The organism is Providencia sp. PROV200 (genome assembly GCF_049901995.1).
Lineage (GTDB): Bacteria > Pseudomonadota > Gammaproteobacteria > Enterobacterales > Enterobacteriaceae > Providencia > Providencia rettgeri_E.
This window is the reverse complement of record NZ_CP096307.1, coordinates 2909748-2934503: the sequence shown is the minus strand read 5'-3', so window position 1 is coordinate 2934503 and position 24756 is coordinate 2909748. Positions and strand designations below refer to the sequence as shown.

At 42.0% G+C, this 24756-nt stretch carries 21 protein-coding genes, 1 other RNA gene and 1 pseudogene; 17 read left to right on the top strand and 6 right to left on the bottom strand.

Annotation, left to right across the window (positions count from 1 at the left end):
- Nucleotides 1-159 precede the first annotated feature (159 nt).
- The 4 genes from M1E86_RS13550 to acnB all read left to right on the top strand — a co-directional run bounded on the left by M1E86_RS13550 (nucleotide 160) and on the right by acnB (nucleotide 5469).
- Nucleotides 160-1479 carry a hypothetical protein gene (locus M1E86_RS13550; RefSeq protein WP_248466790.1) on the top strand — a complete coding sequence of 440 codons (1320 nt, stop codon included), beginning with the start codon at nucleotides 160-162 and terminating at the stop codon, nucleotides 1477-1479.
- Between the two features lie 7 nt (nucleotides 1480-1486).
- The gene (locus tag M1E86_RS13545; RefSeq protein WP_166267662.1) at nucleotides 1487-1849 is read left to right on the top strand and encodes a hypothetical protein; all 363 of its coding nucleotides are present in this window, start codon (nucleotides 1487-1489) and stop codon (nucleotides 1847-1849) included.
- Nucleotides 1850-2076: 227 nt separating this feature from the next.
- A complete protein-coding gene (locus tag M1E86_RS13540; RefSeq protein WP_213914569.1) occupies nucleotides 2077-2430 on the top strand; it encodes a VOC family protein in 354 nt (117 codons plus the stop codon).
- A 441-nt stretch (nucleotides 2431-2871) separates the two neighbouring features.
- Nucleotides 2872-5469, top strand: a complete 2598-nt coding sequence (acnB, locus tag M1E86_RS13535) for a bifunctional aconitate hydratase 2/2-methylisocitrate dehydratase (protein ID WP_125894132.1) — start codon at nucleotides 2872-2874, stop codon at nucleotides 5467-5469.
- A gap of 61 nt (nucleotides 5470-5530) precedes the next feature.
- On the opposite strand, the pseudogene M1E86_RS13530 reads toward acnB, so the two are convergent.
- Nucleotides 5531-5662, bottom strand: a pseudogene (locus M1E86_RS13530) (VOC family protein); the annotation flags it as partial.
- Between the two features lie 98 nt (nucleotides 5663-5760).
- Between M1E86_RS13530 and M1E86_RS13525 the strand changes: the two are divergent.
- From M1E86_RS13525 to M1E86_RS13510, 4 genes are all read left to right on the top strand, one after another.
- Nucleotides 5761-6126: a YacL family protein gene (locus tag M1E86_RS13525; protein ID WP_125894128.1), complete on the top strand. Its 366-nt coding sequence runs from the start codon at nucleotides 5761-5763 to the stop codon at nucleotides 6124-6126.
- A 141-nt stretch (nucleotides 6127-6267) separates the two neighbouring features.
- Complete coding sequence (gene mscS / locus M1E86_RS13520) at nucleotides 6268-7140, top strand: small-conductance mechanosensitive channel MscS (RefSeq protein ID WP_213914568.1); 873 nt, start codon at nucleotides 6268-6270, stop codon at nucleotides 7138-7140.
- Between the two features lie 226 nt (nucleotides 7141-7366).
- Complete coding sequence (gene argO, locus M1E86_RS13515) at nucleotides 7367-8002, top strand: arginine exporter ArgO (RefSeq protein ID WP_213914567.1); 636 nt, start codon at nucleotides 7367-7369, stop codon at nucleotides 8000-8002.
- A 152-nt stretch (nucleotides 8003-8154) separates the two neighbouring features.
- Nucleotides 8155-8889, top strand: coding sequence for an oxidative stress defense protein (locus M1E86_RS13510; RefSeq protein WP_213914566.1), 735 nt, complete (start codon nucleotides 8155-8157; stop codon nucleotides 8887-8889).
- Here M1E86_RS13510 and M1E86_RS13505 read toward each other — a convergent pair.
- Nucleotides 8886-9797, bottom strand: coding sequence for a LysR family transcriptional regulator ArgP (locus tag M1E86_RS13505; RefSeq protein ID WP_125894120.1), 912 nt, complete (start codon nucleotides 9795-9797; stop codon nucleotides 8886-8888). The genes M1E86_RS13510 and M1E86_RS13505 overlap by 4 nt on opposite strands.
- A 203-nt stretch (nucleotides 9798-10000) precedes the next feature.
- On the opposite strand from M1E86_RS13505, the gene rpiA reads away from it, so the two are divergent.
- Nucleotides 10001-10663, top strand: coding sequence for a ribose-5-phosphate isomerase RpiA (gene rpiA, locus M1E86_RS13500; protein ID WP_004913074.1), 663 nt, complete (start codon nucleotides 10001-10003; stop codon nucleotides 10661-10663).
- Nucleotides 10664-11108: 445 nt separating this feature from the next.
- Nucleotides 11109-12359 carry a phosphoglycerate dehydrogenase gene (serA, locus tag M1E86_RS13495; RefSeq protein WP_213914565.1) on the top strand — a complete coding sequence of 417 codons (1251 nt, stop codon included), beginning with the start codon at nucleotides 11109-11111 and terminating at the stop codon, nucleotides 12357-12359.
- Between the two features lie 38 nt (nucleotides 12360-12397).
- On the opposite strand, the gene M1E86_RS13490 is transcribed toward serA, so the two are convergent.
- From M1E86_RS13490 to zapA, 3 genes are all read right to left on the bottom strand, one after another.
- Nucleotides 12398-12991 carry a 5-formyltetrahydrofolate cyclo-ligase gene (locus M1E86_RS13490; RefSeq protein ID WP_213914564.1) on the bottom strand — a complete coding sequence of 198 codons (594 nt, stop codon included), beginning with the start codon at nucleotides 12989-12991 and terminating at the stop codon, nucleotides 12398-12400.
- A 119-nt stretch (nucleotides 12992-13110) separates the two neighbouring features.
- Nucleotides 13111-13292: non-coding RNA, 6S RNA (gene ssrS / locus M1E86_RS13485), on the bottom strand.
- Nucleotides 13293-13404: 112 nt separating this feature from the next.
- The gene (gene zapA, locus M1E86_RS13480) at nucleotides 13405-13734 is read right to left on the bottom strand and encodes a cell division protein ZapA (RefSeq protein ID WP_125894114.1); all 330 of its coding nucleotides are present in this window, start codon (nucleotides 13732-13734) and stop codon (nucleotides 13405-13407) included.
- Nucleotides 13735-13873: 139 nt separating this feature from the next.
- Here zapA and M1E86_RS13475 point away from each other — a divergent pair, with 139 nt between their 5' ends.
- The 7 genes from M1E86_RS13475 to gcvP all read left to right on the top strand — a co-directional run bounded on the left by M1E86_RS13475 (nucleotide 13874) and on the right by gcvP (nucleotide 23743).
- On the top strand, nucleotides 13874-14452 hold the full coding sequence (locus tag M1E86_RS13475) for a YecA family protein (protein WP_125894112.1): 579 nt from the start codon (nucleotides 13874-13876) through the stop codon (nucleotides 14450-14452).
- A gap of 189 nt (nucleotides 14453-14641) precedes the next feature.
- Entirely contained in the window at nucleotides 14642-15964 is a 1323-nt protein-coding gene (gene pepP, locus M1E86_RS13470) for a Xaa-Pro aminopeptidase (protein ID WP_213914563.1), read from the top strand.
- A 34-nt stretch (nucleotides 15965-15998) separates the two neighbouring features.
- Nucleotides 15999-17177, top strand: a complete 1179-nt coding sequence (gene ubiH, locus M1E86_RS13465; RefSeq protein WP_213914562.1) for a 2-octaprenyl-6-methoxyphenyl hydroxylase — start codon at nucleotides 15999-16001, stop codon at nucleotides 17175-17177.
- 27 nt (nucleotides 17178-17204) lie between these two features.
- Complete coding sequence (gene ubiI, locus M1E86_RS13460) at nucleotides 17205-18434, top strand: FAD-dependent 2-octaprenylphenol hydroxylase (RefSeq protein ID WP_213914561.1); 1230 nt, start codon at nucleotides 17205-17207, stop codon at nucleotides 18432-18434.
- A gap of 513 nt (nucleotides 18435-18947) precedes the next feature.
- Nucleotides 18948-20042 (top strand): glycine cleavage system aminomethyltransferase GcvT, encoded by a 1095-nt coding sequence (gcvT, locus tag M1E86_RS13455; RefSeq protein ID WP_248466787.1) that lies wholly within the window; start codon nucleotides 18948-18950, stop codon nucleotides 20040-20042.
- Nucleotides 20043-20088: 46 nt separating this feature from the next.
- Nucleotides 20089-20481, top strand: coding sequence for a glycine cleavage system protein GcvH (gcvH, locus tag M1E86_RS13450; protein WP_125894102.1), 393 nt, complete (start codon nucleotides 20089-20091; stop codon nucleotides 20479-20481).
- A gap of 385 nt (nucleotides 20482-20866) precedes the next feature.
- Entirely contained in the window at nucleotides 20867-23743 is a 2877-nt protein-coding gene (gene gcvP / locus M1E86_RS13445; protein ID WP_426099132.1) for an aminomethyl-transferring glycine dehydrogenase, read from the top strand.
- A gap of 95 nt (nucleotides 23744-23838) precedes the next feature.
- On the opposite strand, the gene M1E86_RS13440 is transcribed toward gcvP, so the two are convergent.
- A complete protein-coding gene (locus tag M1E86_RS13440; RefSeq protein ID WP_213914558.1) occupies nucleotides 23839-24735 on the bottom strand; it encodes a YncE family protein in 897 nt (298 codons plus the stop codon).
- Between the last annotated feature and the right edge of the window lie 21 nt (nucleotides 24736-24756).

Below are 24756 nucleotides of genomic sequence, written 5' to 3'. Positions count from 1 at the left end.
TATAAGTAATACGTAGTTAATTTTAAATAACCGAATATTTCTTATTAAGAACGGTTAGTTGACTATAAAAATATTAAATTCTAATTTTTTTATTCTATTTTATAACTGATAAGGAAGTTAGTTTATGAATGATGTGACACACCTAGGTACAATAACTGTATGGGGAAACAATCCAAGAGAGCATTCAATGATTATTTTAATAATTATGATAATGCCCATGAAGATATTGATTTAACTGGGAGGTATGAAAAATTAAAATGTATTTTACATGAAAATCTTTATGATAATATAAAAATAGCTGATATCCATGATGATGTTAATAATCACAAAGTCGACATTTTTAAAAATCCTTCGATTAAAATTAAGGATAATTTAAAATCTAAACAAACATTAATTGAAAATGATTTAATTATATTGAGAAAGGATATTGCGGAGATTGAAAAATCGCCTGGCTGGAAATTTATCATTGATCCGCAAAAGTACCCTTGTACATATAAATGGAATTTTCAATCTTCAGACTCCTCACAATTAAAGATTTCAGCAACCTTTAAATTTCGCACAATTGAAGATAGAGACAGGCTCCTCGCAGATGATTTTGACGATAATATACCGGGTATACCGAGATTTCCTTTTGATAATATAGATCTATATATAGATGCGGTTAATAAGCGAGCTGACCGTGATGCTAGAAATCAATTGTTCGAAATTAAGAGACAACATAAAAGTACTACGGATAAAATTCAGTTTAATGTAAATGAATTAAATAAGCTGAAAATAGCCCAAAGTAGCATGTTTGCTATCCCCTCTCCGAATGTTCCTGCATTACCTCATGGCGTTAGTTCAAATTCACAAGCCACACAAACGGCAAATAGCAACATTGCAAAAGGCATCGAAAATACATTAGGCGCTGTTCGTGATGGTCTAGCGGAAACGTTTGATTGTACTTTCGGACTGAGTTGCTCAAATGATTTAGATAAAGCAGCAAAAAATCCAAATGTTGGAATGGAGTTAGGGGTAGAAGAAAAAGGTGCTTTAGAGACTTCTGGTGGTAGCGTAAGTGGCACTCCTAATGGACTTGAGCCCGATGATCAAAGGCTTAAACAACAAACAATTCAAGTTTCTAATAGAAAAAATGAAATTAAAGAATTATTTGAATATGATAATAGTAGATCTGGCATTCAAATAGGAAATAGGACTTTAATTGAAACGCCAAACAAAGGTAACGCAAAGATTTTTAATGGAGCATCAGAAGTAGAAATTAAGCAGTATTTTGTTGAGTTAACAGGTAATAGAGTTTTACCGGAAGTAAGGGCTGTTCCGGGAAAAGGAAATATTTATACTGTTAAAACCCCAAATGGGAGCTTCAATCTACGTGATTTTTCTCATTCTGCAAGTGAAACAGGGAAGGCTTGGACGATTGATATTCCAAGAGGTATTGCTAAGGATGCTGCACCAGCAGAAATAAAATTTTTAAAGTGAGTCTATAATGGAAAAAACTCTACATTTTGATGAGATTATTGGTGATGCAAAAGGGCTATGGTTATCAGGGTTGTTTGGTTCCATAGTGAGTTGGAATCCAAACAAGTGTTTCTATGAACATAGGGGGATATTCTTTTCTATGATAAAAGAGTTATTAGAGAAGCAAATAATTAGATTCTGTTCTCCTGATGATCCTTTAGGCAAAAACATTCCGTATTGGAATGCTAATAGTCAAGAAATTGTTAATCATCTTGAACAATACTGGCCTGAAAATGCTAAAGCAGAGGATGATGATGACTTGAACTTCTATTTTTATGAAATGCCAGCGATTTTATGGATGGATGGATCCGGAAAATATGTGGGTTCTTAAATTTTCTATCTAAATAGGTTTAGGTCAATACAATAATTTCCTTAGATGATTCTGTAAGACCCTGTAAATAATTCTGTATATTTACAGGGTCAAATGATCTGACTTGATGATGCTCAAGGCGTAAGCAATCGCTGGTTTGGCCATTGTTTACACCTTATCGACATTTACTCACTTTTAATCATTAGTGTAAGCTAAAACAAAATAATATATATCAATGAGAAAACGCTATGGAACTAAAACCTACTGCAATTTTAATCCACGTACCCGATGTACAAGCAGGATTGGCTTGGTACCAGAAAGCGTTTCCACAGGCAAGGGCGGAGTACCTGCCTAATTTTGATTTCACGTTATTACATGTCGGGGACTTCACGATAGAAGTGGTGCAAGCGGATAAAAAAGTCAGTGAAGGTAAAAAAGGAACGGTATTGTATTGGCAAGTCGATAATTTTGATTTGGCTTTTGAGCATTTCACTCAGCTAGGGGCAAAACTGTACCGCGGGCCAATGTTAATAGATGGTAATAATCGAATGTGTCAACTTGAAGACCCGTTTGGCAATTTAATGGGTTTAAAAGGGCGGTAAAATCCATTAAAACCGTTAAAAGGATTAAAACCAATCGCAATGATTTACCTTATCAATTAGTAATATAAATAAAATTGCGATAAAAAATATAATTTGTGATAGCTGATGAAAAAAGGCACTAATTAGGGTGCTTTAAGTTTTAAAATGCATTATAAAAAGTATGGTTTTTTCGGCGTTTTACGATGATTAATAGTATCTTAAGCTGAAAAATAGCCAGTAATGAAGTGTTAAGGCGTAAAGTTAGTAGTTAAATGTTGCTTTCTTGTGAATGAATTAACATTACGTTTAAATTCTGCTATGCTGATCGCCCGAAGCTGGGCATAATTTTACCGCCATTGAGATTATGCGAGCAAATTCCTCTGACCTGGCACCGGATGATAATTTTGTCAGTATGGTGCAGACAGCCGGGTATACAAATTACAATGAAGCGAGGAGAACGTCGTGCTAGAAGAATACCGTAAGCACGTAGCCGAGCGTGCCGCTCAAGGGATTGTCCCTAAGCCATTAGATGCGTCACAAGTAGCTGCACTGGTAGAGTTACTCAAAAACCCACCCAAAGGTGAAGAAGATTTCCTGTTAGACCTGCTGACCAACCGCGTCCCCCCTGGTGTTGACGAAGCAGCGTACGTAAAAGCTGGATTTTTAGCCGCGATAGCGAAAGGCGAAACTTCCTCTTCTCTTATCTCCCCCGAAAAAGCCATTGAACTGTTAGGTACTATGCAGGGCGGATATAACATCCATGCACTAATTGAAGCGTTGGATGACGAAAAACTGGCGCCAATCGCCGCTAAAGCACTCTCCCACACCTTACTGATGTTTGATAACTTCTACGATGTAGAAGAAAAAGCGAAAGCGGGAAATGTTCACGCGAAACAAGTTATTGAATCATGGGCAGATGCCGAGTGGTTCAAAGAGCGTCCTGCATTAGCTGAAAAAATGACCGTGACTGTGTTCAAAGTCACTGGTGAAACTAACACCGATGATTTATCACCTGCTCCTGATGCATGGTCACGTCCAGATATCCCATTACACGCATTAGCAATGCTGAAAAACGCACGCGATGGTATTGAACCAGACGATGCGGGTAATGTTGGCCCAATCAAGCAAATTGATGCGCTGAATAAGAAAGGTTTCCCATTAGCTTACGTGGGTGACGTTGTCGGTACTGGTTCTTCTCGTAAATCAGCGACTAACTCCGTGCTATGGTTTATGGGTGACGATATCCCATTTGTGCCAAATAAACGTGGCGGTGGGGTGGTATTGGGCGGCAAAATTGCACCGATCTTCTTTAATACAATGGAAGATGCGGGCGCATTACCAATTGAAGTGGACGTTTCTAAACTGAATATGGGGGATGTGATTGACATCTATCCATTTAAAGGTGAAGTGCGAAACCATGAAACGGGTGAGCTGCTTGAAACATTCGAATTAAAAACCGATGTGCTGATTGACGAAGTCCGTGCGGGCGGTCGTATTCCACTGATTATCGGCCGTGGTTTAACCAATAAAGCACGCGAATCTCTGGGCTTAGAAGCGACAGAAGTATTCCGTCACGCTAAATCTGTTGCACAAAGCAACCGTGGCTTCTCATTAGCACAAAAAATGGTTGGTCGTGCTTGCGGTCGCCCAGGTATTCGCCCTGGTGAATACTGTGAGCCAAAAATGACCTCTGTAGGTTCACAAGATACAACTGGCCCAATGACCCGTGATGAACTCAAAGACTTGGCTTGTCTTGGTTTCTCTGCAGATTTAGTCATGCAGTCATTCTGCCATACAGCAGCGTATCCAAAACCTGTTGATGTGACCACACACCACACTTTACCTGATTTCATCATGAACCGTGGCGGTGTTTCTCTGCGTCCAGGAGATGGTATTATCCACTCATGGTTAAACCGTATGTTACTGCCGGATACCGTTGGTACTGGTGGTGACTCACATACGCGTTTCCCAATCGGTATTTCATTCCCTGCGGGTTCTGGTTTGGTCGCATTTGCTGCAGCAACAGGGGTGATGCCTCTGGATATGCCTGAGTCAGTACTGGTTCGCTTTAAAGGTGAAATGCAACCGGGTATCACATTACGTGACCTTGTTCATGCAATTCCACTGTATGCAATCAAAGATGGTTTACTGACCGTAGAGAAAAAAGGTAAGAAAAACATTTTCTCTGGCCGTATTTTAGAAATTGAAGGTTTGCCTGAGCTGAAAGTTGAACAAGCGTTTGAATTAGCGGATGCGTCAGCAGAGCGTTCAGCGGCAGGTTGTACTATCAAATTGGATAAAGCGCCAATCATCGAGTACCTGCAATCGAATATCGTTCTATTAAAATGGATGATAGCGGAAGGTTATGGCGACCGTCGTACTATCGAACGCCGTATCAAAGGAATGGAAAACTGGTTAGCAGATCCACAACTGCTCGAAGGTGATGCAGATGCGGAATACGCAGCAGTGATTGAAATTGACCTCAATGATATCAAAGAGCCAATTCTGTGTGCCCCAAATGACCCAGATGACGCACGTTTATTGTCTGATGTGCAAAACGAGAAAATTGATGAAGTTTTCATCGGTTCTTGTATGACAAACATTGGTCACTTCCGTGCAGCAGGTAAGTTATTGGATTCCCACAAAGGCCAATTACCAACACGTTTATGGGTTGCGCCTCCAACTAAGATGGACGCAGCACAGTTAACCGAAGAAGGTTATTACAGCGTCTTTGGTAAGAGTGGAGCGCGTATTGAAGTCCCAGGTTGTTCTCTGTGTATGGGTAACCAAGCACGTGTGGCAGATGGTGCAACGGTTGTTTCCACTTCGACACGTAACTTCCCGAACCGTTTAGGGACAGGTGCGAATGTTTACCTCGCATCAGCAGAACTGGCTGCGGTCGCTTCCTTATTAGGTCGTTTACCAACGCCGGCAGAATATCTGCAATTTATGGATAAGGTCGATGAAACAGCAGCGGATACCTACCGTTATCTGAACTTTGACCAACTATCACAATATACCGAAAAAGCGGATGGCGTGATTTTCCAAACAGCCGTGTAATTAGGTAATATTAGTCATGAAGGCTCCTAATTTAGGAGCCTTTTTTAATTGGGTGTATTCGCTAAATATATTCAGAAATTTCGATTAAAGTTAAATCGTCATCACGTAAGTAAAGAGATCTAATTGCTCCAGTCCGATTAACCGGCCCTTCGATAATTTTTACACCTTGTTGTTCAATATGCTTTTGCACGTCATTATTCAGTTTTATTCTTTTGATGGTAATACCTCTCAACAAAGCGGTTTGACTCGCGTTATACTAGGTTCAATAACGCAAGAGTAGAGGGACTGCATATGGACTACCAATTTTTCCAAGATATCACCGGAGCTATCTCCGCTAAATTCTCGATGGATCATGAGGCTATTGGATATTGGCTTAATGAAGAGGTTAAAAACGACCTTAGTCTGTTAGATGCTATTGAAGAAAACTACGAAAAAATTAAAGGTAGTGAAAAACAATGGGAGCTTATTGGCCACGAATATACATTGTTGCTTGATGATGAAGAAGTGATGATCCGCGCCAACCAATTATCATTTGAAACCGAAGGGTTGGAAGAGGGAATGAGTTATTATGATAATGAAAGTGTTGCATTTTGCGGCATTGATGACTTTCTGTTAATGTTAAAAGATTATCGTCTTTTTGTTATAGAAAATAGATAAAATAATTTTATTTAGTGATTTGTTTTGTATTTCAATAAATCACCGCTATTATTTGCAGTGTACGGCCAGCCGTTAAACGCTTAGTTAAAGATTAATTGGCTGGGATTAATTTTGATAATTGGATTTTAAAGGGCAATATATATGAATACTGATGATGTTACAGGCGCGTTGAATGAAGCAACGAATTGGTTTGTGGCAAACCAAGATCTGTTAGTTCAGTATGTTGTAAATATCGTGTCTGCTATCGTTATCTTAATTGTCGGGATGATGATTGCAAAATGGGTCGGACGTGGTTTGCATCGCGTGATGACTATGAAAGGCATTGATTCAACAGTCAGTGACTTTTTATCAGCGATAGCACGTTATACCATCGTCGCATTCACTTTAATTGCGGTATTAGGAAAAATTGGGGTACAAACGGCCTCTGTGATCGCGGTAATGGGTGCGGCAGGTTTGGCTGTTGGTTTAGCATTGCAAAACTCGCTGGGTAACTTTGCGGCAGGTGTGTTGCTGGTGGTATTTAGACCACTAAAAGCGGGAGAGTATGTCTCGATTGGTGCTGTTGAAGGTACAGTGCAAAATGTACAAATATTTTCAACGACATTAAGAACGGCAGATGACCGTATTATTGTTATTCCTAATGGAAAGATCATTGCTGATAACATTATTAATACCAGCCGTGAGCCTAATCGCCGTCAAGATATTATTGTGGGTGTTGCTTATGATTCTGATATTGATGTGGTGAAAAAAGTATTAGGTGATATCGTCGCTGCGGATAACCGTATTCAGCATGCGAAAGGCGTTACTATCCGTTTACATGATATGGCTCCATCATCATTAAATTATTTAGTGCGTTTTTGGACCACCAATGGTGATGCATGGCCTGTATATTGGGATTTGCTAGAAGAGTTTAAGCGAGCGCTGGACAAACATAATATTGGTATCCCATTCCCACAAATGGATGTGCATGTTCATAAACAAAATGCACCTATCAAGCAAGATCCTGCAGAGTAATACTTGGCTAAGTAACATTTAGCAGTTTCACTGAAAATAAGAGCCTGTCTTTGATGGGCTCTTATTCATTTCCCTTTCTTATATTTTTATACTGATATTTTTTCTTACTGATACGTTTTTGGCCATAAGTAATACTTATGACCTATTAGACTTAATCATTTCCACTAATAATTTTTTATCGCTAATATTCATGCATATTAACTGAATAAAAAATTGGAATTAATGCATGTTTTCGATCTATTTACAGGGTGCGCTATTAGGTGCTGCAATGATATTACCGTTAGGACCACAGAACGCATTTGTCTTACAGCAAGGAAGCCGAAAGCAGTTTCATTTTATGAGTGCATTATTATGCGCTCTAAGTGATACAGTTTTAATTGTCGCCGGCGTGTTTGGTGGTAGTGCTCTACTCAGCCAGTCCGAAATATTAATGCAATTGATCACGTGGGCTGGTGTCGTATTTCTTATGTGGTATGGCTATGGTGCGTTTCGTACAGCCCTTAGCCCTGATGAGGTGATACTTCAAACGGAAAGCCGGGCTATCACAAGGTGGAAAGTGATTGTCACACTGTTTGCTGTCACTTGGCTGAATCCACATGTTTATTTAGACACCTTCGTTGTATTGGGCAGTGTGGGAGGCCAATTAGAAAGCCAATTACGACCTTGGTTTACGGCTGGCGCATTAACAGCATCATTTGTGTGGTTCTTTGCATTAGCGATACTTGCTGCTTGGTTTTCTCCTGTACTAAATAAACCACGTTCACAGCGTATTATTAATATTTTTGTCGGTGGCGTGATGTGGTTTATCGCATTTCAACTTGCAATACAGGGGCTTAAGGGGCTCGGTTTGATTTCTCAATAACAATATATCTTCAACAGACACTCAATAATGTTCAATTTCTCATTATTCTGACTGTACTTTTTGTCCCGTGTGTTACTGTTAAATTGAGCTCAGGGATAGTTTATCAGTAATTATCCCTTTTTTAGCGATAAATAATTTTCTTGGGAGGTTCTGTGAAATTAAAATCTTTAGTTTTAGCTGCGATGGTAGCAGGTGCTGCGGTTCCTACCATGTCTTTGGCTGACCCGTTACCCAATGGCCCACACATTACAACTTCGGGTAATGCAATAGTAAAAGCGACCCCAGATATGGCGACGCTGAACATTCTTGTGACAGTCACTGCAAAAGATGCGGCAGCTGCCAAAGCTGGCGTCGATAAGCGAGTTGCAGAGTATTTTGAGTTTCTTAAGAAAAACGGCATTGAAAAAGAAGATATTAACGCGGCAAATGTGCGAACTCAGCCTAAATATGATTACAGTAGTGTGAAGCAAAAATCAACCATCGAAGGCTACACGGCAACACGTTCTGTTGAAGTGAAAGTGAAGAAATTAGACCAACTTAATGTCTTGTTAGATGGTGCTTTAGCCGCAGGCCTGAATGAAATCAACTCAGTACAGTTTGGTGTTGCCAACCCGCAACAGTACCGTGATGAAGCACGGTCTCAAGCGATTAAAAATGCCACAGAACAAGCCAATATCTTAGCTAAAGGCTTTAATGTCCAGTTAGGTCCGGTGTATAGCATTAACTATAATGCACCCGCTGCGGTGCCATATCCAATGGCGGCAAGGAATTATGCTGGGGCGATGAAAGCCTCTGTTGCTGAAGATCTCAAAATTGATGAGACCTATGAACAACAGAGTATTGATTTTAATGACCAAGTCGATGTGGTATTTGAATTAAAACGCTAGCTTTTTGCGGGCTCATCTTCTTGTTTTAACATCTGGCGCCCCGTTTTTAATAGGGCGTCAGTCACCTTTTTCATTGTGCGGCTTTCAGGTGCAAAGCGGTGCCAGTAAAGCATCCGTCTTTGACATAACCCTGGGGTTAAATCAACCAACTCACCATTCGCTAATTCACTTGCTATCTGCAAATGTGGGATCATACAGCAGGTAGAGCCCTGTTTTGCTAACTGTACAAAGGCCTCAGAGGAGTTCACGATATGACATGGAACACTGCCGGGCGATAAACCAAAGTTTTGTTGTACGAAGGCTTGGTGCATATCGTCTAAATGGTCGAAAGCAACTGCAGGGGCTTTTAGTAACGAAGAGCGAGTCACGCCATCTGGGAAGTATTTCGCAGCGAAGTCTGGTGAGGCCACAAAAATATAGTCTAGGGCGCCAAGTTTATCGACTAAACAACCCGGTAAGGCTTGGGGCTGAATACTGATAGCGCCGACCACTTCACCGCGTCTTAAGCGTTCTTGGGTTCGTGTTTCATCTTCAACCTGAATATTTAGGCGAATAGGGCTATTGCCTAATACAGGGTTTAGGGCTGGGAGAAACCAAGTTGCCAAGCTGTCGGCGTTGACGGCAAGTGACAGTAACAAAGGGGTTGAGCCACTATTTTCATCCCCTAACCATTGCTCTTCTAACAGTTCGACTTGATGAAGCAGTGCTAGCAGTTTTTGCCCTTGTTCAGTTGGATGTGGCGGAACGGTACGTACCAGCAGAGGTTGCCCAAATAGGTTTTCTAACTGCTTTATGCGTTGAGACACAGCAGACTGCGTGATGCAGAGCTTTTGAGCCGCGCGCTCAAAGCCGCGTTCACGGATAACGGCATCCAGTGCTTGTAATGCGCGATAGTCAGGGCGCTTCATCAAAAAAATCTCCTTGTTGTTATTCTATTAAGCACTATGCCATATTTTTACACGCAACACTTAAAAATATTATCGTTGTGGTGCAAATCCCAAGAACCGTGACATAAATACAGCGAACAAAGCTGCAACTTATTGGGTGTCCGGTATATACTAGTGTTTAATAACCTTAATCACGACTCAATTAAATCTTAAAAGGCATGAGTATGACTCAGGATGAATTAAAAAAAGCGGTAGGTTGGGCTGCACTTGATTATGTAAAACCGGGCACTATTGTTGGTGTTGGAACGGGGTCAACGGCTTCACACTTCATTGATGCATTAGCGACAATGAAAGGTCAAATAGAAGGTGCGGTATCAAGCTCAGAAGCATCAACTCAAAAACTAAAATCACTGGGAATTACAGTATTTGATTGTAATGAAGTGGATTCATTAGATGTTTATGTTGATGGTGCTGATGAAGTTGACCATCACATGAATATGATCAAAGGCGGTGGTGCGGCTTTAACACGTGAAAAAATTGTTTCAGCAATTGCAAAAACCTTTGTCTGTATTGTTGATGAGTCTAAGCTAGTTGATGTGTTAGGTAAATTTCCACTACCCGTCGAAGTGATCCCAATGGCGCGTAGCTATGTGGCACGTGAACTGGTCAAATTGGGGGGTACGCCAGAGTACCGTCAAAATGTGATTACTGATAACGGCAATGTGATTTTAGATGTCCATAATTTAAATATCGTTGACCCTGTGGCATTAGAAAATACGATTAATGGGATTGCGGGGGTTGTAACCGTTGGGTTATTCGCCAATCGCGGTGCTGATGTTGTTTTGATGGGGACTGCAAACGAAGGTGTGAAAACCATCAAGCTATAATCGATATCATATTTAATTATTCCAATAAGCCAGCGGCGTTATACTCGCTGGCTTATTTGTCTTACTGATATTTTGACATTAGTTTATGCATAGATAGAAGCTAAATTAATTAACCAGTTTTATAAATATCATCAATTTAAAATTTATTTTATTTTTTTTAATACCCAGCTATTTTGGTGATATATCTCACACAAATAGGCATTGTGCAGGAAAAATCCTTATTTTGTGTTATCGCCCCTGATTTTCTACCATTTAACTTCTTTTTCTTCGCGCTTTTTAGCATCCATCAAGCAAACGGTTGTATTGCTACTACGCTATTTTTTGCTATGTTGGTATACGCTTCATAGCTCAAGGTAGATGAATGTCATCTCTCTTGAGCTATGTTAGGCAAACACATGGGTTCATCTGTTATAAATCTTAAGTACGTTCACGATAGGGTAGGGAAATGGTTAAGGTATCTTTGCAAAAAGACAAAATTAAATTTTTACTGCTAGAAGGTGTGCACCAAAGTGCGGTTGATAACTTAAAAGCCGCAGGCTACACCAATATTGAATATCACAAAAGTGCGTTATCCGACGAAGAATTAAAAGAAGCGATTAAAGATGCACGTTTTGTAGGTATCCGTTCCCGTACTCATCTTACTGAAGAAATTTTCGCTGCAGCAGAAAAACTCGTTGCAGTAGGTTGTTTTTGTATTGGAACCAACCAAGTTGATTTAGATGCTGCGGCAAAACGTGGTATCCCTGTATTTAACGCACCATTTTCGAATACACGTTCCGTTGCAGAAATGGTATTAGGCCAATTATTACTTTTACTACGTCGTATTCCTGAAGCCAATATGCAAGCACACCGCGGTATTTGGGAAAAACAAGCTAAAGGCTGTTTTGAAGCGCGTGGTAAGCGCCTTGGGATTGTTGGATATGGTCACATTGGTACTCAGTTAGGGATCTTAGCTGAAGGTATCGGTATGAATGTTTTCTTCTATGATATTGAAAACAAACTCCCTTTAGGTAACGCAACTCAAGTTCGCTCTTTAACTGAACTGCTGAATATGAGTGATGTGGTTAGCTTACATGTGCCTGAAACCCCAAGTACGAAGAATATGTTTGCTAAAGAACAATTCGATCGTATGAAGCCTGGCTCTATATTCATTAACGCATCACGTGGAACAGTCGTGGATATTCCTTCACTGGCCGCTGCGTTAGAAACCAAGCATTTATCAGGTGCTGCGGTGGATGTCTTCCCAAGTGAACCCGCTGCGAACAATGACCCTAATGACCCATTTATCTCTGAATTGATTAAGTTCGACAATGTGATTTTAACACCGCACATTGGGGGCTCTACAGAAGAAGCTCAAGAAAACATTGGGTTAGAAGTGGCAAGTAAACTGGCTAAGTATTCAGATAACGGTTCAACATTATCGGCGGTTAACTTCCCAGAGGTTTCTCTGCCAGTTCATACTGAAGACACAAACCGTTTCTTGCATATTCATGAAAACCGCCCTGGTATTTTGAATAGCATCAACCAAGTCTTCACTGAAAATAACATTAACGTTGTTGGCCAGTATTTACGTACATCAGGCAACGTAGGTTATGTGGTTATTGACGTATTAATGCAAACGCCAAACCAAACAGATGAAGCACTCCAGAAATTAAAAGATTTGCCTGGAACCATTCGCGCGCGTTTACTGTTCTAAGTTACGCTAAAAATGGTGTGAAATGATGGCGCGGGTATTTATGACCAGCGCCATATTTTTTGCGGCGTAATAATTTCGGGTAACGGAATATCCCAGTGCGCGACAGGGAGTTTTTCTACTTGCTGGCAATTATGGGCAAGGCCAATGGGATAAAACCCAGTTTGTTGCCAATTTGCAAGAGTCCTATCGTAGAACCCACCTCCCATCCCTAACCGTTGCCCTTGAGTATCAAATGCCACTAATGGGATAAGCATGATATCTAATTTCTCAAGGGGTAGCACATTTCTGACATCCAGTGGTGGCTCATCAATATTAAATCGGTTTTTAACGAGTTGGCTGTCTGGGCGATAGTGAAGAAATAATAAATGGTGGCGACTAAAAGGGTGTAAAACAGGGAGATAGATTTGTTTGTCTTGGGCCCATAGCGCATGAATGAGCGGTTTGGTGTCAATTTCCCCATCAAAAGAAAGAAACAAAGCAATCGTGTTGGCTTGTGCAATTTTCGGGTGGCTTAATGCATTATGCATGAGTTGCTCAGCGGCACTCTGTTGTTGTTCAAGGCTTAGTTGGCGGCGTGCCTGACGGATAGCTTGACGTACCAGCTGGCGTTGTGTCGAGAGAGAATCTTGCATGTGATAACCTGTTATAAATACGATAAAAACAGTTAACCCAGTAATTATATTACTTAGAGTATATCGCAAGATGGTAAGTTATGTAGAAAACAAATGAAAAATAAGCAGGAACTTAATTGAGGGTCTCCAAGATGCCGTTGTAGGCTGTAACCCTTGAACCCTTGGTTCAAGGTGAACGCAGTTTAGCAACCTTTAGGCTTCCTGAGCGAATCAGGCATGCTCACCAGCGCCATAACCACATTCTATTTAGTTGAAATATCGGCTCAGGGGACTCGCCCACTCACGCGCATCTCAGAGAAATTTGGTTTGAGAACTTATCGTTACTCAGTGATTTCATTGTACGAAACTAGATTTAAAATGCAACCTTAATTTTGTATATTTTTTTTCTACTAGTGTCTGATTAATAAGCAGATTTACTCTAGGGGCAATACCTGCCTCTCAGTAATTTTCACCTGATCGTGCAACGCTTGTTCGATTGTGTGCTGCAACATTTTTATTTTCTCTTCCATATTATAAGCATAATCACGCGTTTTTGTCTTTTCTTGTGCTAATTCGTGACAGACGTTCAATGCTACAATAAAAATAAGTTGTTCCGTGTTGGTCACACCGCTTCTATCTTTTAGATTTTGCAAGCGTTGTTCTAATTCTTTAGCCGACTCAAGAAGGGCCTCTTTTTGTTCTGCTGGGCAATTGACTCGCATTGAGCGCCCGAAAATCTGGATGTCGACAGGTTGTGCGGACATTATACCTCCATACTGAATAATACTCGCCGTAAATACATCATATTTGGCGCAATTAATAGATAAGACAAAAGCATACTGGTCTAGCGGCTATCCTTGATGGTAGCATATCACGAATCATAAGCTAACATGACGAATTCAGATGTCTATACAAAAATCTTTACCAAACTATGAATCACTGGACAAATTGCTACAACAGCACTCAATCGCACTTACTGCTGCGGAGATCCATGGTCTAATAACCGGGTTGATCTGTGGTGGGGGCCGTGACCATAGCTGGCAAACGTTGGTCCATGACCTTGCTAACGATGGCTTAGCGTTCCCACAAACGGTTTCGCAGCCATTACGAGAGCTCTTCGATACCACATTTGACGCACTTGATGATAGCGAATTTGCATTTACCCTGCTATTTCCTAGCGAAGAAGCGTCTATTTTTGACCATGCTGATGCGTTGGCGGGTTGGGTTAATCACTTTTTATTAGGTATGGGGGTTACACAACCGAAACTGGCTGATAAAAAAGAGATAAGCGAAGTTATCACAGATTTACGCAATATTGGTATGCTTGGTTATGACGAAGACGAAGACCAAGAAGAACTTGAGCAAGCGTTAGAAGAAGTAGTTGAGTATGTCAGGGTGGCAGTGCAATTATGTTACATTGCGTTGATTGAGCCGACTAAAGGCCCTACAGCTGTAGAAAATGATAAACCGGTTCTTCATTAGTTTCTATCAATATGAATTTTCAAAGCACTTAACTTAATCAATCAATACTTTATTATTGATAAACTAAGTGCTTGAAAACGAGGTGTATCCAGATTTAAGTCATGTCGCCAGTATATGTTGTATGTGATTGATTAAACACAAACAATATATTCAGCAATCTAATTATTCTGATAATAAGGCAAAAACGGTATGAATAAACAGGAATTTATTTCTCGTCGCAATGCATTATTGGCTCAAATGCAATCAGGCAGTGCAGCAATTATTTTCTCAGCGCCTCCAGCGCAACGTAATGCGGATTGCGAATACCCGTATCGTCAACATAGCGACTTTCTGTATTTAACGGGGTTTAGTGAGCCTGAAGCCGTATTAGTCCTGATTAAAAGCGATGAGAAACATAGCCATACTGTTCTTTTTAACCGTGTTCGTGATTTAACCGCTGAGATTTGGTTTGGTCGCCGCCTTGGGCAAGACGCCGCACCTGAAAAATTAGGTATTGATAAAGCGTTACCTTTCAATGAAATAGAAGAGCAACTTTATCAATTACTGAATGGCCTCGACGTGGTTTATCATGCACAAGGTGAGTTTGCCTATGCCGATAAATTGGTATTTGATGCCTTAGATATTCTACGTAAAGGTAGCCGTCGTAACTTACGCGCGCCACAAACATTGGTTGATTGGCGGCCGATTGTCCATGAAATGCGCTTATTTAAGTCGGAAGAAGAAATTAATACCCTGCGTATGGCTGGGCGAATTTCTGCTCTAGCACACGTCAGAGCAATGGAAACTTGCCGGCCGAATATGTATGAATACCAGCTTTGTGGTGAGTTAGAACATGAATTTACTCGCCATGGTGCACGTTTCCCTTCATATAACTCCATTGTGGGTAGTGGTGAAAATGCCTGTATTTTGCACTACACCGAAAATGAGAGCCTAATGAAAGATGGCGAACTCGTGTTAATTGATGCGGGTGCAGAATTTGATGGCTATGCAGGGGATATCACGCGAACTTTCCCAGTTAATGGCAAATTTAGCCAAGCACAACGAGAAATTTACGATATCGTCCTTAAAGCGTTAAATACCGCATTAGCGCTATATCGTCCGGGTACCAGTATCCATGAGGTGACACGTGAGATTGTGCGTATCAAAACAGAAGGTCTTGTTGCACTTGGAATTTTACAAGGCGATGTGGATCAATTGATCGAAAACAAGGCATATCATCCATTCTTTATGCATGGTTTAAGTCACTGGTTAGGGTTAGATGTACATGATGTGGGTTTTTATGGCACAGACCGAGACCGTATACTTGAAGTGGGGATGGTATTAACTGTCGAGCCTGGTTTATATATTGCTCCAGATGCAGATGTGCCGCCACAATATCGCGGTATTGGTGTACGTATCGAAGATGATATTGTGATCACCGAAAACGGAAATGAAAACTTAACAGATTTAGTCGTGAAAGACCCTGATGAAATTGAAGCCCTAATGGCGGCAGCAACGCACAATTTAGGGTAGATGTCAGTCATCATAGAAAGGTAATAAACAACGCATGAATGTGATCATCGTGGGGGGCGGTATGGCGGGTGCAACATTAGCACTGGCAATATCATCCCTTAGCCAAGGAAAATTATCGGTTTCACTAATCGAGGCTGTTGTGCCAGATGGCAAACATCCCGGGTTTGACGCACGTGCGATTGCGTTAGCCCACGGCACTTGTCAATCATTAGCAAAAATAGGCGTTTGGCCTGCTTTAGCAGATTGTGTGACCCCCATTAATCGCGTTCATGTGTCTGATAGAGGCCATGCCGGTTTTGTGAATATTGCTGCTGATGATTATCATATCGATGCTCTAGGCAATGTGATTGAACTGCACGAAGCGGGCGCCCGTCTGTTTTCATTGTTACGTAAAGCGCCCGGAGTCACTCTTTATTGCCCTGCAAAAGTAGAAAATGTCCATCGTGAACAAGATATCGTTACGGTCACTTTGGATAATGGTGATGAGGTAACCGGGGAATTACTAATTGCTGCGGATGGCAGCCATTCCGCTATTGGCAAAGCCTGCCATATGCAATGGCAACAGGACGATTATGGGCAAGTGGCCATTATTGCGAATGTGAAAACTGCCATTGACCCAAAAGGCCAAGCCTTTGAGCGCTTTACTGAATTCGGTCCTTTGGCATTATTACCTATGTCACAAGGGCGCAGCTCTTTAGTGTGGTGCCACCATCAAGAACAGGCCGACGATATCAACGCGTGGGATGATGAAACATTTATTAGCAAGTTACAGCAAGCGTTCGGCTGGCGGTTAGGCGAAATTATTATGGCCGGTAAGCGTCATTGTTATCCACTGGTATTACGTAAAGCGCTTAACCCAGTTAGCCATCGAGTCGTGTTAGTGGGGAACGCTGCTCAGACCTTGCACCCCATTGCGGGACAAGGCTTCAATTTAGGCATCCGTGATGTGATGCAACTGGCTCACATTGTGGTAGATGCAAATGCGAAAGGGCAAGACATTGGTCGTTATTCATTATTAAGCCAATACCAACAAGCCAGAGCGTTAGATAGAGACAAAACGGTTTCGATAACCGACGGTTTGGTCCGTTTATTTGCGAATCGCTGCTTACCGCTTATTGTCGGCCGTAACTTAGGTTTAATGGCAATGGAAATGTTGCCACCAGCTCGTGATATTTTGGCTCGCCAAACATTGGGCTGGGTTGCTCACCAATAACCACGAAATAAAGAGGAATAAAAAAATATGCAATCATTTGATGTGGTTATCGCCGGTGGTGGTATGGTTGGGTTAGCACTCGCTTGTGGGCTTGAAGGGAGTGGACTACGTGTTGCGGTCATTGAAAATCATCCACCGAAGGTGCCATTCAGTGCCGCAGAGCCGCACGCATTAAGGGTATCTGCCATTAATGCAGCAAGTGAGAAGTTACTGACCCACTTAGGTGTATGGTCAACCATTAAAGGAATGCGAGCTTCAGCTTATAATGGCATGGAGGTTTGGGATAACGACAGTTTTGGGCGAATTACGTTTACCGCTCAAGAACGTAACCTAACGCATTTAGGGCATATTGTTGAGAACAATGTTGTACGTGATGCCCTATGGCAAAAAGTATCGCAACTTCGCGATGTGACATTATTAGCCCCCGCAACGATTAAAAAAGTGGTGTGGGGGGAAAACGATGTTTTTATTACGTTAGATGATGAAAACATGTTAACAGCGCGGTTAATTGTGGGGGCTGACGGGGCAAACTCGTGGTTGCGTAGCCATGCCGATATTCCATTAACCTTTTGGGATTATGAACATACCGCGTTAGTTGCTACGATCCGAACCGAAAAACCTCACGAAGGCGTTGCTCGCCAAGCTTTTGATGGTGAAAGTATTTTGGCATTTTTACCATTAAGTGACCCACACCTTTGTTCGATTGTCTGGTCTCAACCGGCCACGGAGGCAGCAAGACGCCAGTCTTTAGCACCCGCTGATTTTAATAAAGAACTGGCAGTTGCGTTTGATGTTCACCTTGGCCTCTGCCAAGTTGAAAGTGACCGATTAACCATTCCTCTGACGGGGCGCTATGCAAGGCAATTTGCGGCTCAACGTTTAGCGCTGTTAGGGGATGCGGCACATACCATCCATCCATTAGCTGGCCAAGGGGTTAACCTTGGGTTTATGGATGTCGCCATGCTAATCGGTGAAATAAAACGTTTGCACCGTGAAGGTAAAGACTTTGGCCAATACTTATATTTGCGTGATTATGAACGTAGCCGCAAACATAGTGCAGCACTGATGTTGGCGGGTATGCAAGGTTTCCGTGAATTGTTCGATGGTAATAACCCTGCGAAGAAATTACTTCGTGATATCGGGCTGGTCTTAGCGGACAGTTTGCCAGGGGTTAAACCGCAATTATTAAACCATGCGATGGGTCTGTTTGATATGCCTAAGTGGTTGGAACAGTTACAAGTCGAAGACGCCCTCTAAATCCTTTTCCCAAAAGGCACAGTTGATAAAATTGTGCCTTTTTCTTATGTCAAAATACAGAGCGTCGTAATTGAACTCTGCATAAAAATAATTTTTATTATTACGTTTTAGTATGAATAGCGGAACTCTCTCTTTCTATCATGACTGAAAAAAACTAATTACATTCGTTTTTCGCATTAGTTTTATTTATATTGCTGTAATGAGCTTTATTGTCAAAGTGACTATTTAAATTCTATTTGTGGTTATATTTTGTGCCATTTCCCCCTGAATGTAAGGATTTTGAGTGATCATTCTCAATTATTTAACAAAAAGCGCTGGCAAAATCAGAGCGCAATCAGTAATACAGAGGAATGGTCGCCCTATTTTTTTTTATAGGATAGAACAGCAAACAGTGGTAGGTTTTTAAAAAGTTATCGTTTGCGTTGGGGTAAAATTATCAAGGTATTTTATTGCAGATGGGTAATTTTCACCACGCAATCACCCTGTCATATTAATAATGCAAAGAGGGTATTCATGGTAAAGCAAACAACACTATATGATGAACATATAGCCTGCGGTGCAAAAATGGTCGATTTTCATGGTTGGATGATGCCGTTGCATTATGGTTCGCAGATCAATGAACATAATTTTGTCAGAACCGAAGCAGGGATGTTTGATGTATCCCATATGACTATTGTCGATTTACACGGTGAAGGTTGTCGTGATTTTCTGCGTTACCTTCTCGCCAACGATATCAATAAACTCACAGAACAAGGCAAAGCTTTATATACAGGTATGCTGAATGCTTCCGGTGGTGTTATTGATGACCTGATTGTGTATTACTTTGCTGATGACTTTTATCGTCTCGTTGTAAACTCCGCAACACGTGATAAAGACCTCGCTTGGATTGAACAACATGCTAAAGGCTATGCGGTTGAAATTCGTGTTCGCGATGATTTAGCGCTCTTGGCTGTTCAAGGGCCGCAAGCGCCAGAAAAGGTTCATTCGTTACTCAGTTCAGAACAAAAAAACAGCATCGAAGGAATGAAACCCTTTTATGGTGTTCAAGCCGGGGACTTATTTATTGCAACCACTGGGTATACGGGTGAAAAAGGTTATGAAATTGCTATGCCTAAAGAGCAGGTCGTTGAATTTTGGCATAAACTGCTTAAGGCAGGGGTTCACCCCGCAGGTTTAGGGGCTCGTGATACTTTACGTCTTGAAGCCGGTATGAACCTATATGGGCAAGATATGGATGAAACGATTTCACCATTAGCTGCAAATATGGGATGGACGGTTGCTTGGAAACCTGAAGAGCGCCAGTTTATTGGCCGTGAAGCATTAGAAAAATTACGCGAACAAGGTACTGAAAAACTTGTCGGTATTGTGATGCGTGAAAAAGGTATACTGCGTGCAGGGCAAGTTGTCCGCTTTACTGATGAACTGGGGAAACTACAAGAAGGGGTGATAACCAGTGGCTCTTTCTCACCAACCCTAGGTTTTAGTATTGCGTTAGCACGTGTCCCGAACGGAATTCAAGATAAAGCGATTGTTGAGATCAGACAAAGAGAAATGCCAGTTGAAGTCGTTAAGCCAGGCTTTGTCCGTGAAGGAAACCGCTTAGTGTAAATTTGGGCAGATCGAATTAATAAATTTAAAAATTGAGAGGCTAGTGATGAGCAATACACCTAAAGAATTAATGTATACCCGTGAACATGAGTGGCTGCGTGACGAGGGAAATGGTGAGTATACAGTAGGTATCACCGAACATGCGCAAGAGACGTTGGGTGACATGGTGTTTGTAGATTTACCCGAAGTGGGGACTGCGGTAAGTGCAGGCGATGACGTTGCAGTCGTCGAATCAGTTAAAGCGGCATCTGATATTTACGCACCATTGAGTGGCGAAATTGTGGCAGTTAATAGCGAGTTGAATGACGCACCAGAGCTCGTGAATGAACAACCGTATCAAGAAGGTTGGATTTTCCGTATTAAGGCGTCGGATACCGCAGAGCTGGCGGATTTGATTGATGCGGCGGGGTATACGTCTATGATCGAAGCCGAAGAATAGTTTATTCGTCATATTTTGTGTTGTGGCGGTGTTGGCTACGCTCACTCGCCCTAGTCACATACTGGTGTATGCTCCTAGGGTCTCATTCGTTTGCCGCCTAGCCACAACCTCGTCATATTTCATCTTGTGGCGGTGTTGGCTTCGCTCATTCGCCCTAGTCACATACTGGTGTATGCTCCTAGGGTCTCATTTGCTTGCCGCCTAGTCACAAGATGAACTATTTAGAGGATTGATAAAATCTAATTAGTTAGAAACAAGAAACAAGAAACAAGAAACAAGAAACAAGAAACAACTGCAATATCATTGATTTTAAGCGTTATCTCGCAAGTTCCGTAATAGCCGCCCTACAACTTATGCATAGCAGACAAAGGATGGGAACACAGATATGTCGATGTCACTGAGTCAATTAGAAAACCGTTCAGAATTCATTTCGCGCCACATAGGTTCATCAGAACAACAATTAAAAACCATGTTAGACACCGTGGGTGCAACGTCATTAGATGCTTTGATGGACAAAATTGTCCCCAAAGCCATTTTGCTTGCAGAGCCGCCAAGAGTGGGTGGTGGAGCAACGGAGCAAGAAGCTTTAGCTGAATTAAAAGCGATAGCATCTCTGAATAAGCGCTACAAAAGCTATATTGGTATGGGCTATGCACCCGCAGTGCTTCCGCCAGTTATCTTGCGCAATTTATTAGAAAACCCGGGTTGGTATACCGCTTATACGCCATACCAACCCGAGGTATCACAAGGCCGTTTAGAATCACTGCTGAATTTTCAACAGGTCACTATCGATCTTACGGGGCTAGATCTCGCATCTGCATCGTTATTGGATGAAGCAACTGCGGCAGCGGAAGCCATGGCGATGGCAAAACGGATCAGCAAACTGAAAGATGCAGAACGCTTCTTTGTTGCAGATGATGTTCATCCGCAAACTCTCGATGTTGTTCGCACACGTGCGGGCACCTTCGGTTTTGAAGTGATTGTCGATAGCGCAGAGAAAGTGTTGGAGCATGAAGGTGTTTTTGGTGTGCTACTTCAACAGGTTGGTACAACAGGTAACGTCCATGATTACAGTTCACTATTTGCTCAACTAAAAGAGCGCAAAATTGTCAGCTGCGTTGCTGCAGATATGATGGCTCTTGTGCTGTTAGCTGCTCCGGGTAAACAGGGTGCTGACATTGTATTCGGCTCAGCTCAACGTTTTGGTGTACCAATGGGCTACGGTGGCCCACATGCAGCATTCTTTGCTTGTCGTGATGAGTTCAAGCGGGCGATGCCGGGACGTCTGATAGGTGTTTCACGTGATGCGGCAGGCAACACCGCGCTGCGTATGGCGATGCAAACTCGTGAGCAACATATTCGTCGTGAAAAAGCGAACTCGAATATTTGTACATCCCAAGTGTTGTTAGCCAATATTGCCGCCATGTATGCGGTTTACCATGGGCCACAAGGGCTGAAAATGATCGCTGAGCGTATCCATCGCTTCAGCTCTATTTTCGCTAAAGCATTAGCAGACGCAGGGGTTTCGTTACGCCATAAAACTTGGTTTGACACGCTCTGCATTGAAGTGGCAGACAAAACAGCGGTGCTAGCACGTGCAGAGAAAGCTAAAGTGAATTTACGCACTGATATTCGTGGTGCAGTTGGTGTGACGTTTAGTGAAATCACGACTCGCCAAGATTTAAATGAATTATTTGCGGTGATCACAGGTATTGAAGCTAAGTTGGATTTTGAAAAGCTCGACCAATCGGTTTCAGCGGCAGAGCAAGGGATCCCAAGCGCAATGTTACGTGATGATGAAATTTTAGCGCATCCAAACTTACATCGTTACCATAGTGAAACCGAAATGATGCGCTATATGCATAGCTTAGAGCGCAAAGATTTAGCATTAAACCAAGCGATGATCCCACTGGGTTCTTGTACGATGAAGCTCAATGCGGCAGCGGAAATGATCCCAATTACGTGGCCTGAATTTGGCGAGCTACACCCATTCTGCCCACCTGAGCAGGCTCAAGGTTATCACCAAATGATAGAGCAGCTTTCTCATTGGTTAGTGCAATTGACCGGTTATGATGCGGTTTGTATGCAACCTAACTCAGGGGCTCAGGGGGAATATGCAGGTTTATTGGCTATTCGTCGCTATCATGAAAGTCGCAATGAAGGGGAACGAAATATTTGTTTGATCCCGGCCTCTGCTCACGGTACCAATCCAGCTTCTGCGCATATGGCGGGTATGGAAGTGGTGGTAGTGCGTTGTGATGATGAAGGTAATATCGATTTAGCTGATTTACGCGAAAAAGCTCAGCAACATAGTGAAGCACTTTCTTGCGTGATGGTAACTTACCCATCAACCCATGGGGTATATGAAGAAAGTATTCGTGAAGTGTGTGAAATTATTCACCAATATGGTGGTCAAGTATACCTTGACGGTGCAAATATGAATGCTCAGGTTGGGTTAACGACTCCGGGCTTTATTGGTGCGGATGTGTCTCACCTGAATTTACATAAAACATTCTGTATCCCTCATGGTGGCGGTGGTCCAGGCATGGGGCCTATTGGTGTGAAAAAACACTTGGCGCCGTTCGTACCGGGGCATTCTGTGGTTGAGCAAGAAATGTTAACCGACCAAGGTGCGGTATCTGCAGCGCCATTTGGTAGTGCATCAATTTTGCCAATTAGCTGGATGTACATTCGTATGATGGGCTCTTATGGTTTACGTAAAGCGAGCCAAGTGGCTATTTTGAACGCTAACTATATTGCTAAGCGCCTTTCTGGTCGTTATGACATTTTATATACAGGGCAAGACGGTTATGTGGCTCACGAATGTATTGTTGACTTGCGCCCAATTAAGAAAGACACCGGTATTAGTGAGCTCGATATTGCTAAGCGTTTAATTGATTATGGTTTCCATGCGCCAACCATGTCTTTCCCTGTCGCAGGCACTTTAATGATTGAGCCGACTGAGTCTGAAAGTATGACGGAAATTGACCGTTTTATTGATGCGATGTTAGCTATACGCGATGAAATTGACCAAGTAGTGAAAGGGCAGTGGACACTCGAAGATAACCCTCTCGTGAATTCGCCTCATGTGCAAACAGAGTTAGTCGGGGAGTGGTCACATCGTTATAGCCGTGAGCTTGCCGTGTTCCCTACAGCACAAACCAAAGCAAATAAATACTGGCCAGCGGTTAAACGCCTCGATGATGTGTATGGTGACCGCCATTTACACTGCTCGTGCGTACCGATTGAAGATTATATGTAGGAATGAATCACGCTTTTCATTAAATAGTGTGAATTAAATGTTTTTAGGCTTGATTTCAGTAGGTTACTGAAATCAAGCCTTTATTATGGGTGTTTCTAGCCCGAATATTGTGAAATACCCGTGTAATTTTTACCTTGATAGAGTTTTTCCACTCCGCCTGTTTCCATGACGACTTGGTAAATCCCCCCATTAAGGTCGGCGACATACATCAGTTGTGCTGGTTTATCATATGTGAGCCCAATCGCCTCTTTAAAACCACGGCTTATTACTTTGTAATGGCTCAATCCATCAGCAGCAATAGTGGCACAATTTAAGCTATTACCATCGGGCTCAGCACCTCTATCTGTCCAATATAAAATATGGGCTTCTTCATCAAGCAATAAATCAATAGGTTCGGGTAGGTTTTGAAGGAGCAATTGAATATCAGTGCGTTGATTGGCTGATTGCTGGGTTTTAGGTGTTAATGGCGCCCTAAAAATACGGCCTAAATTGCCTTTAGCGGTGCCTTTTTGTGTCCAATAGAGCCAGTTATTTGCAACATCAACAGTAATACCAACGCACTGGTCTAATATATCTACGTTATTGTGTTTATCTCGAGGCCTTGCTACATGGATTAATAAATCAGAGCCATCGACATGACATGAGGAAACCATACCGCCTTCGCGGTCACACCAATATAATCGTTGATTGACTAAATCAAGATGCAATTGTTTTGGTGTTCTTATTTTCCCATTGCCTAATAGCATTTTTCTGCCAGTACCATCAAAATTTATCACATTGATGGAGCCATCGTCAGCATCATAATCATCCCCCATATTGCTCCAATAAATTAATCGATTAGTAGGGTCAATGGCAATACCGTCAGGAGTTCCACCGAGTCCTTCGATAATTGGGAGTGTTTGATGTGTTGATTTATTGAATTGAATGATCGCGGGAGAATGGACATCTAGTAGTAAAAGGTAAGGGGTTGAATATTCATTGAATTTTTGCATTTTAAACCTCTTAGGCAAATG

Excerpts from the sequence above, each read along its gene's own strand:
- ubiH (WP_213914562.1), top strand. The coding sequence starts at position 15,999 with ATGAATGTGATCATCGTGGGGGGCGGTATGGCGGGTGCAACATTAGCA.
- M1E86_RS13545 (WP_166267662.1), top strand. The coding sequence starts at position 1,487 with ATGGAAAAAACTCTACATTTTGATGAGATTATTGGTGATGCAAAAGGG.
- gcvP (WP_426099132.1), top strand. The coding sequence starts at position 20,867 with ATGTCGATGTCACTGAGTCAATTAGAAAACCGTTCAGAATTCATTTCG.
- M1E86_RS13540 (WP_213914569.1), top strand. The coding sequence starts at position 2,077 with ATGGAACTAAAACCTACTGCAATTTTAATCCACGTACCCGATGTACAA.
- M1E86_RS13440 (WP_213914558.1), bottom strand. The coding sequence starts at position 24,735 with ATGCAAAAATTCAATGAATATTCAACCCCTTACCTTTTACTACTAGAT.
- M1E86_RS13550 (WP_248466790.1), top strand. The coding sequence starts at position 160 with ATGGGGAAACAATCCAAGAGAGCATTCAATGATTATTTTAATAATTAT.
- M1E86_RS13475 (WP_125894112.1), top strand. The coding sequence starts at position 13,874 with ATGTCTATACAAAAATCTTTACCAAACTATGAATCACTGGACAAATTG.
- rpiA (WP_004913074.1), top strand. The coding sequence starts at position 10,001 with ATGACTCAGGATGAATTAAAAAAAGCGGTAGGTTGGGCTGCACTTGAT.
- M1E86_RS13490 (WP_213914564.1), bottom strand. The coding sequence starts at position 12,991 with ATGCAAGATTCTCTCTCGACACAACGCCAGCTGGTACGTCAAGCTATC.
- gcvH (WP_125894102.1), top strand. The coding sequence starts at position 20,089 with ATGAGCAATACACCTAAAGAATTAATGTATACCCGTGAACATGAGTGG.
- ubiI (WP_213914561.1), top strand. The coding sequence starts at position 17,205 with ATGCAATCATTTGATGTGGTTATCGCCGGTGGTGGTATGGTTGGGTTA.
- serA (WP_213914565.1), top strand. The coding sequence starts at position 11,109 with ATGGTTAAGGTATCTTTGCAAAAAGACAAAATTAAATTTTTACTGCTA.
- argO (WP_213914567.1), top strand. The coding sequence starts at position 7,367 with ATGTTTTCGATCTATTTACAGGGTGCGCTATTAGGTGCTGCAATGATA.
- mscS (WP_213914568.1), top strand. The coding sequence starts at position 6,268 with ATGAATACTGATGATGTTACAGGCGCGTTGAATGAAGCAACGAATTGG.
- zapA (WP_125894114.1), bottom strand. The coding sequence starts at position 13,734 with ATGTCCGCACAACCTGTCGACATCCAGATTTTCGGGCGCTCAATGCGA.
- gcvT (WP_248466787.1), top strand. The coding sequence starts at position 18,948 with ATGGTAAAGCAAACAACACTATATGATGAACATATAGCCTGCGGTGCA.
- M1E86_RS13505 (WP_125894120.1), bottom strand. The coding sequence starts at position 9,797 with ATGAAGCGCCCTGACTATCGCGCATTACAAGCACTGGATGCCGTTATC.
- pepP (WP_213914563.1), top strand. The coding sequence starts at position 14,642 with ATGAATAAACAGGAATTTATTTCTCGTCGCAATGCATTATTGGCTCAA.
- M1E86_RS13525 (WP_125894128.1), top strand. The coding sequence starts at position 5,761 with ATGGACTACCAATTTTTCCAAGATATCACCGGAGCTATCTCCGCTAAA.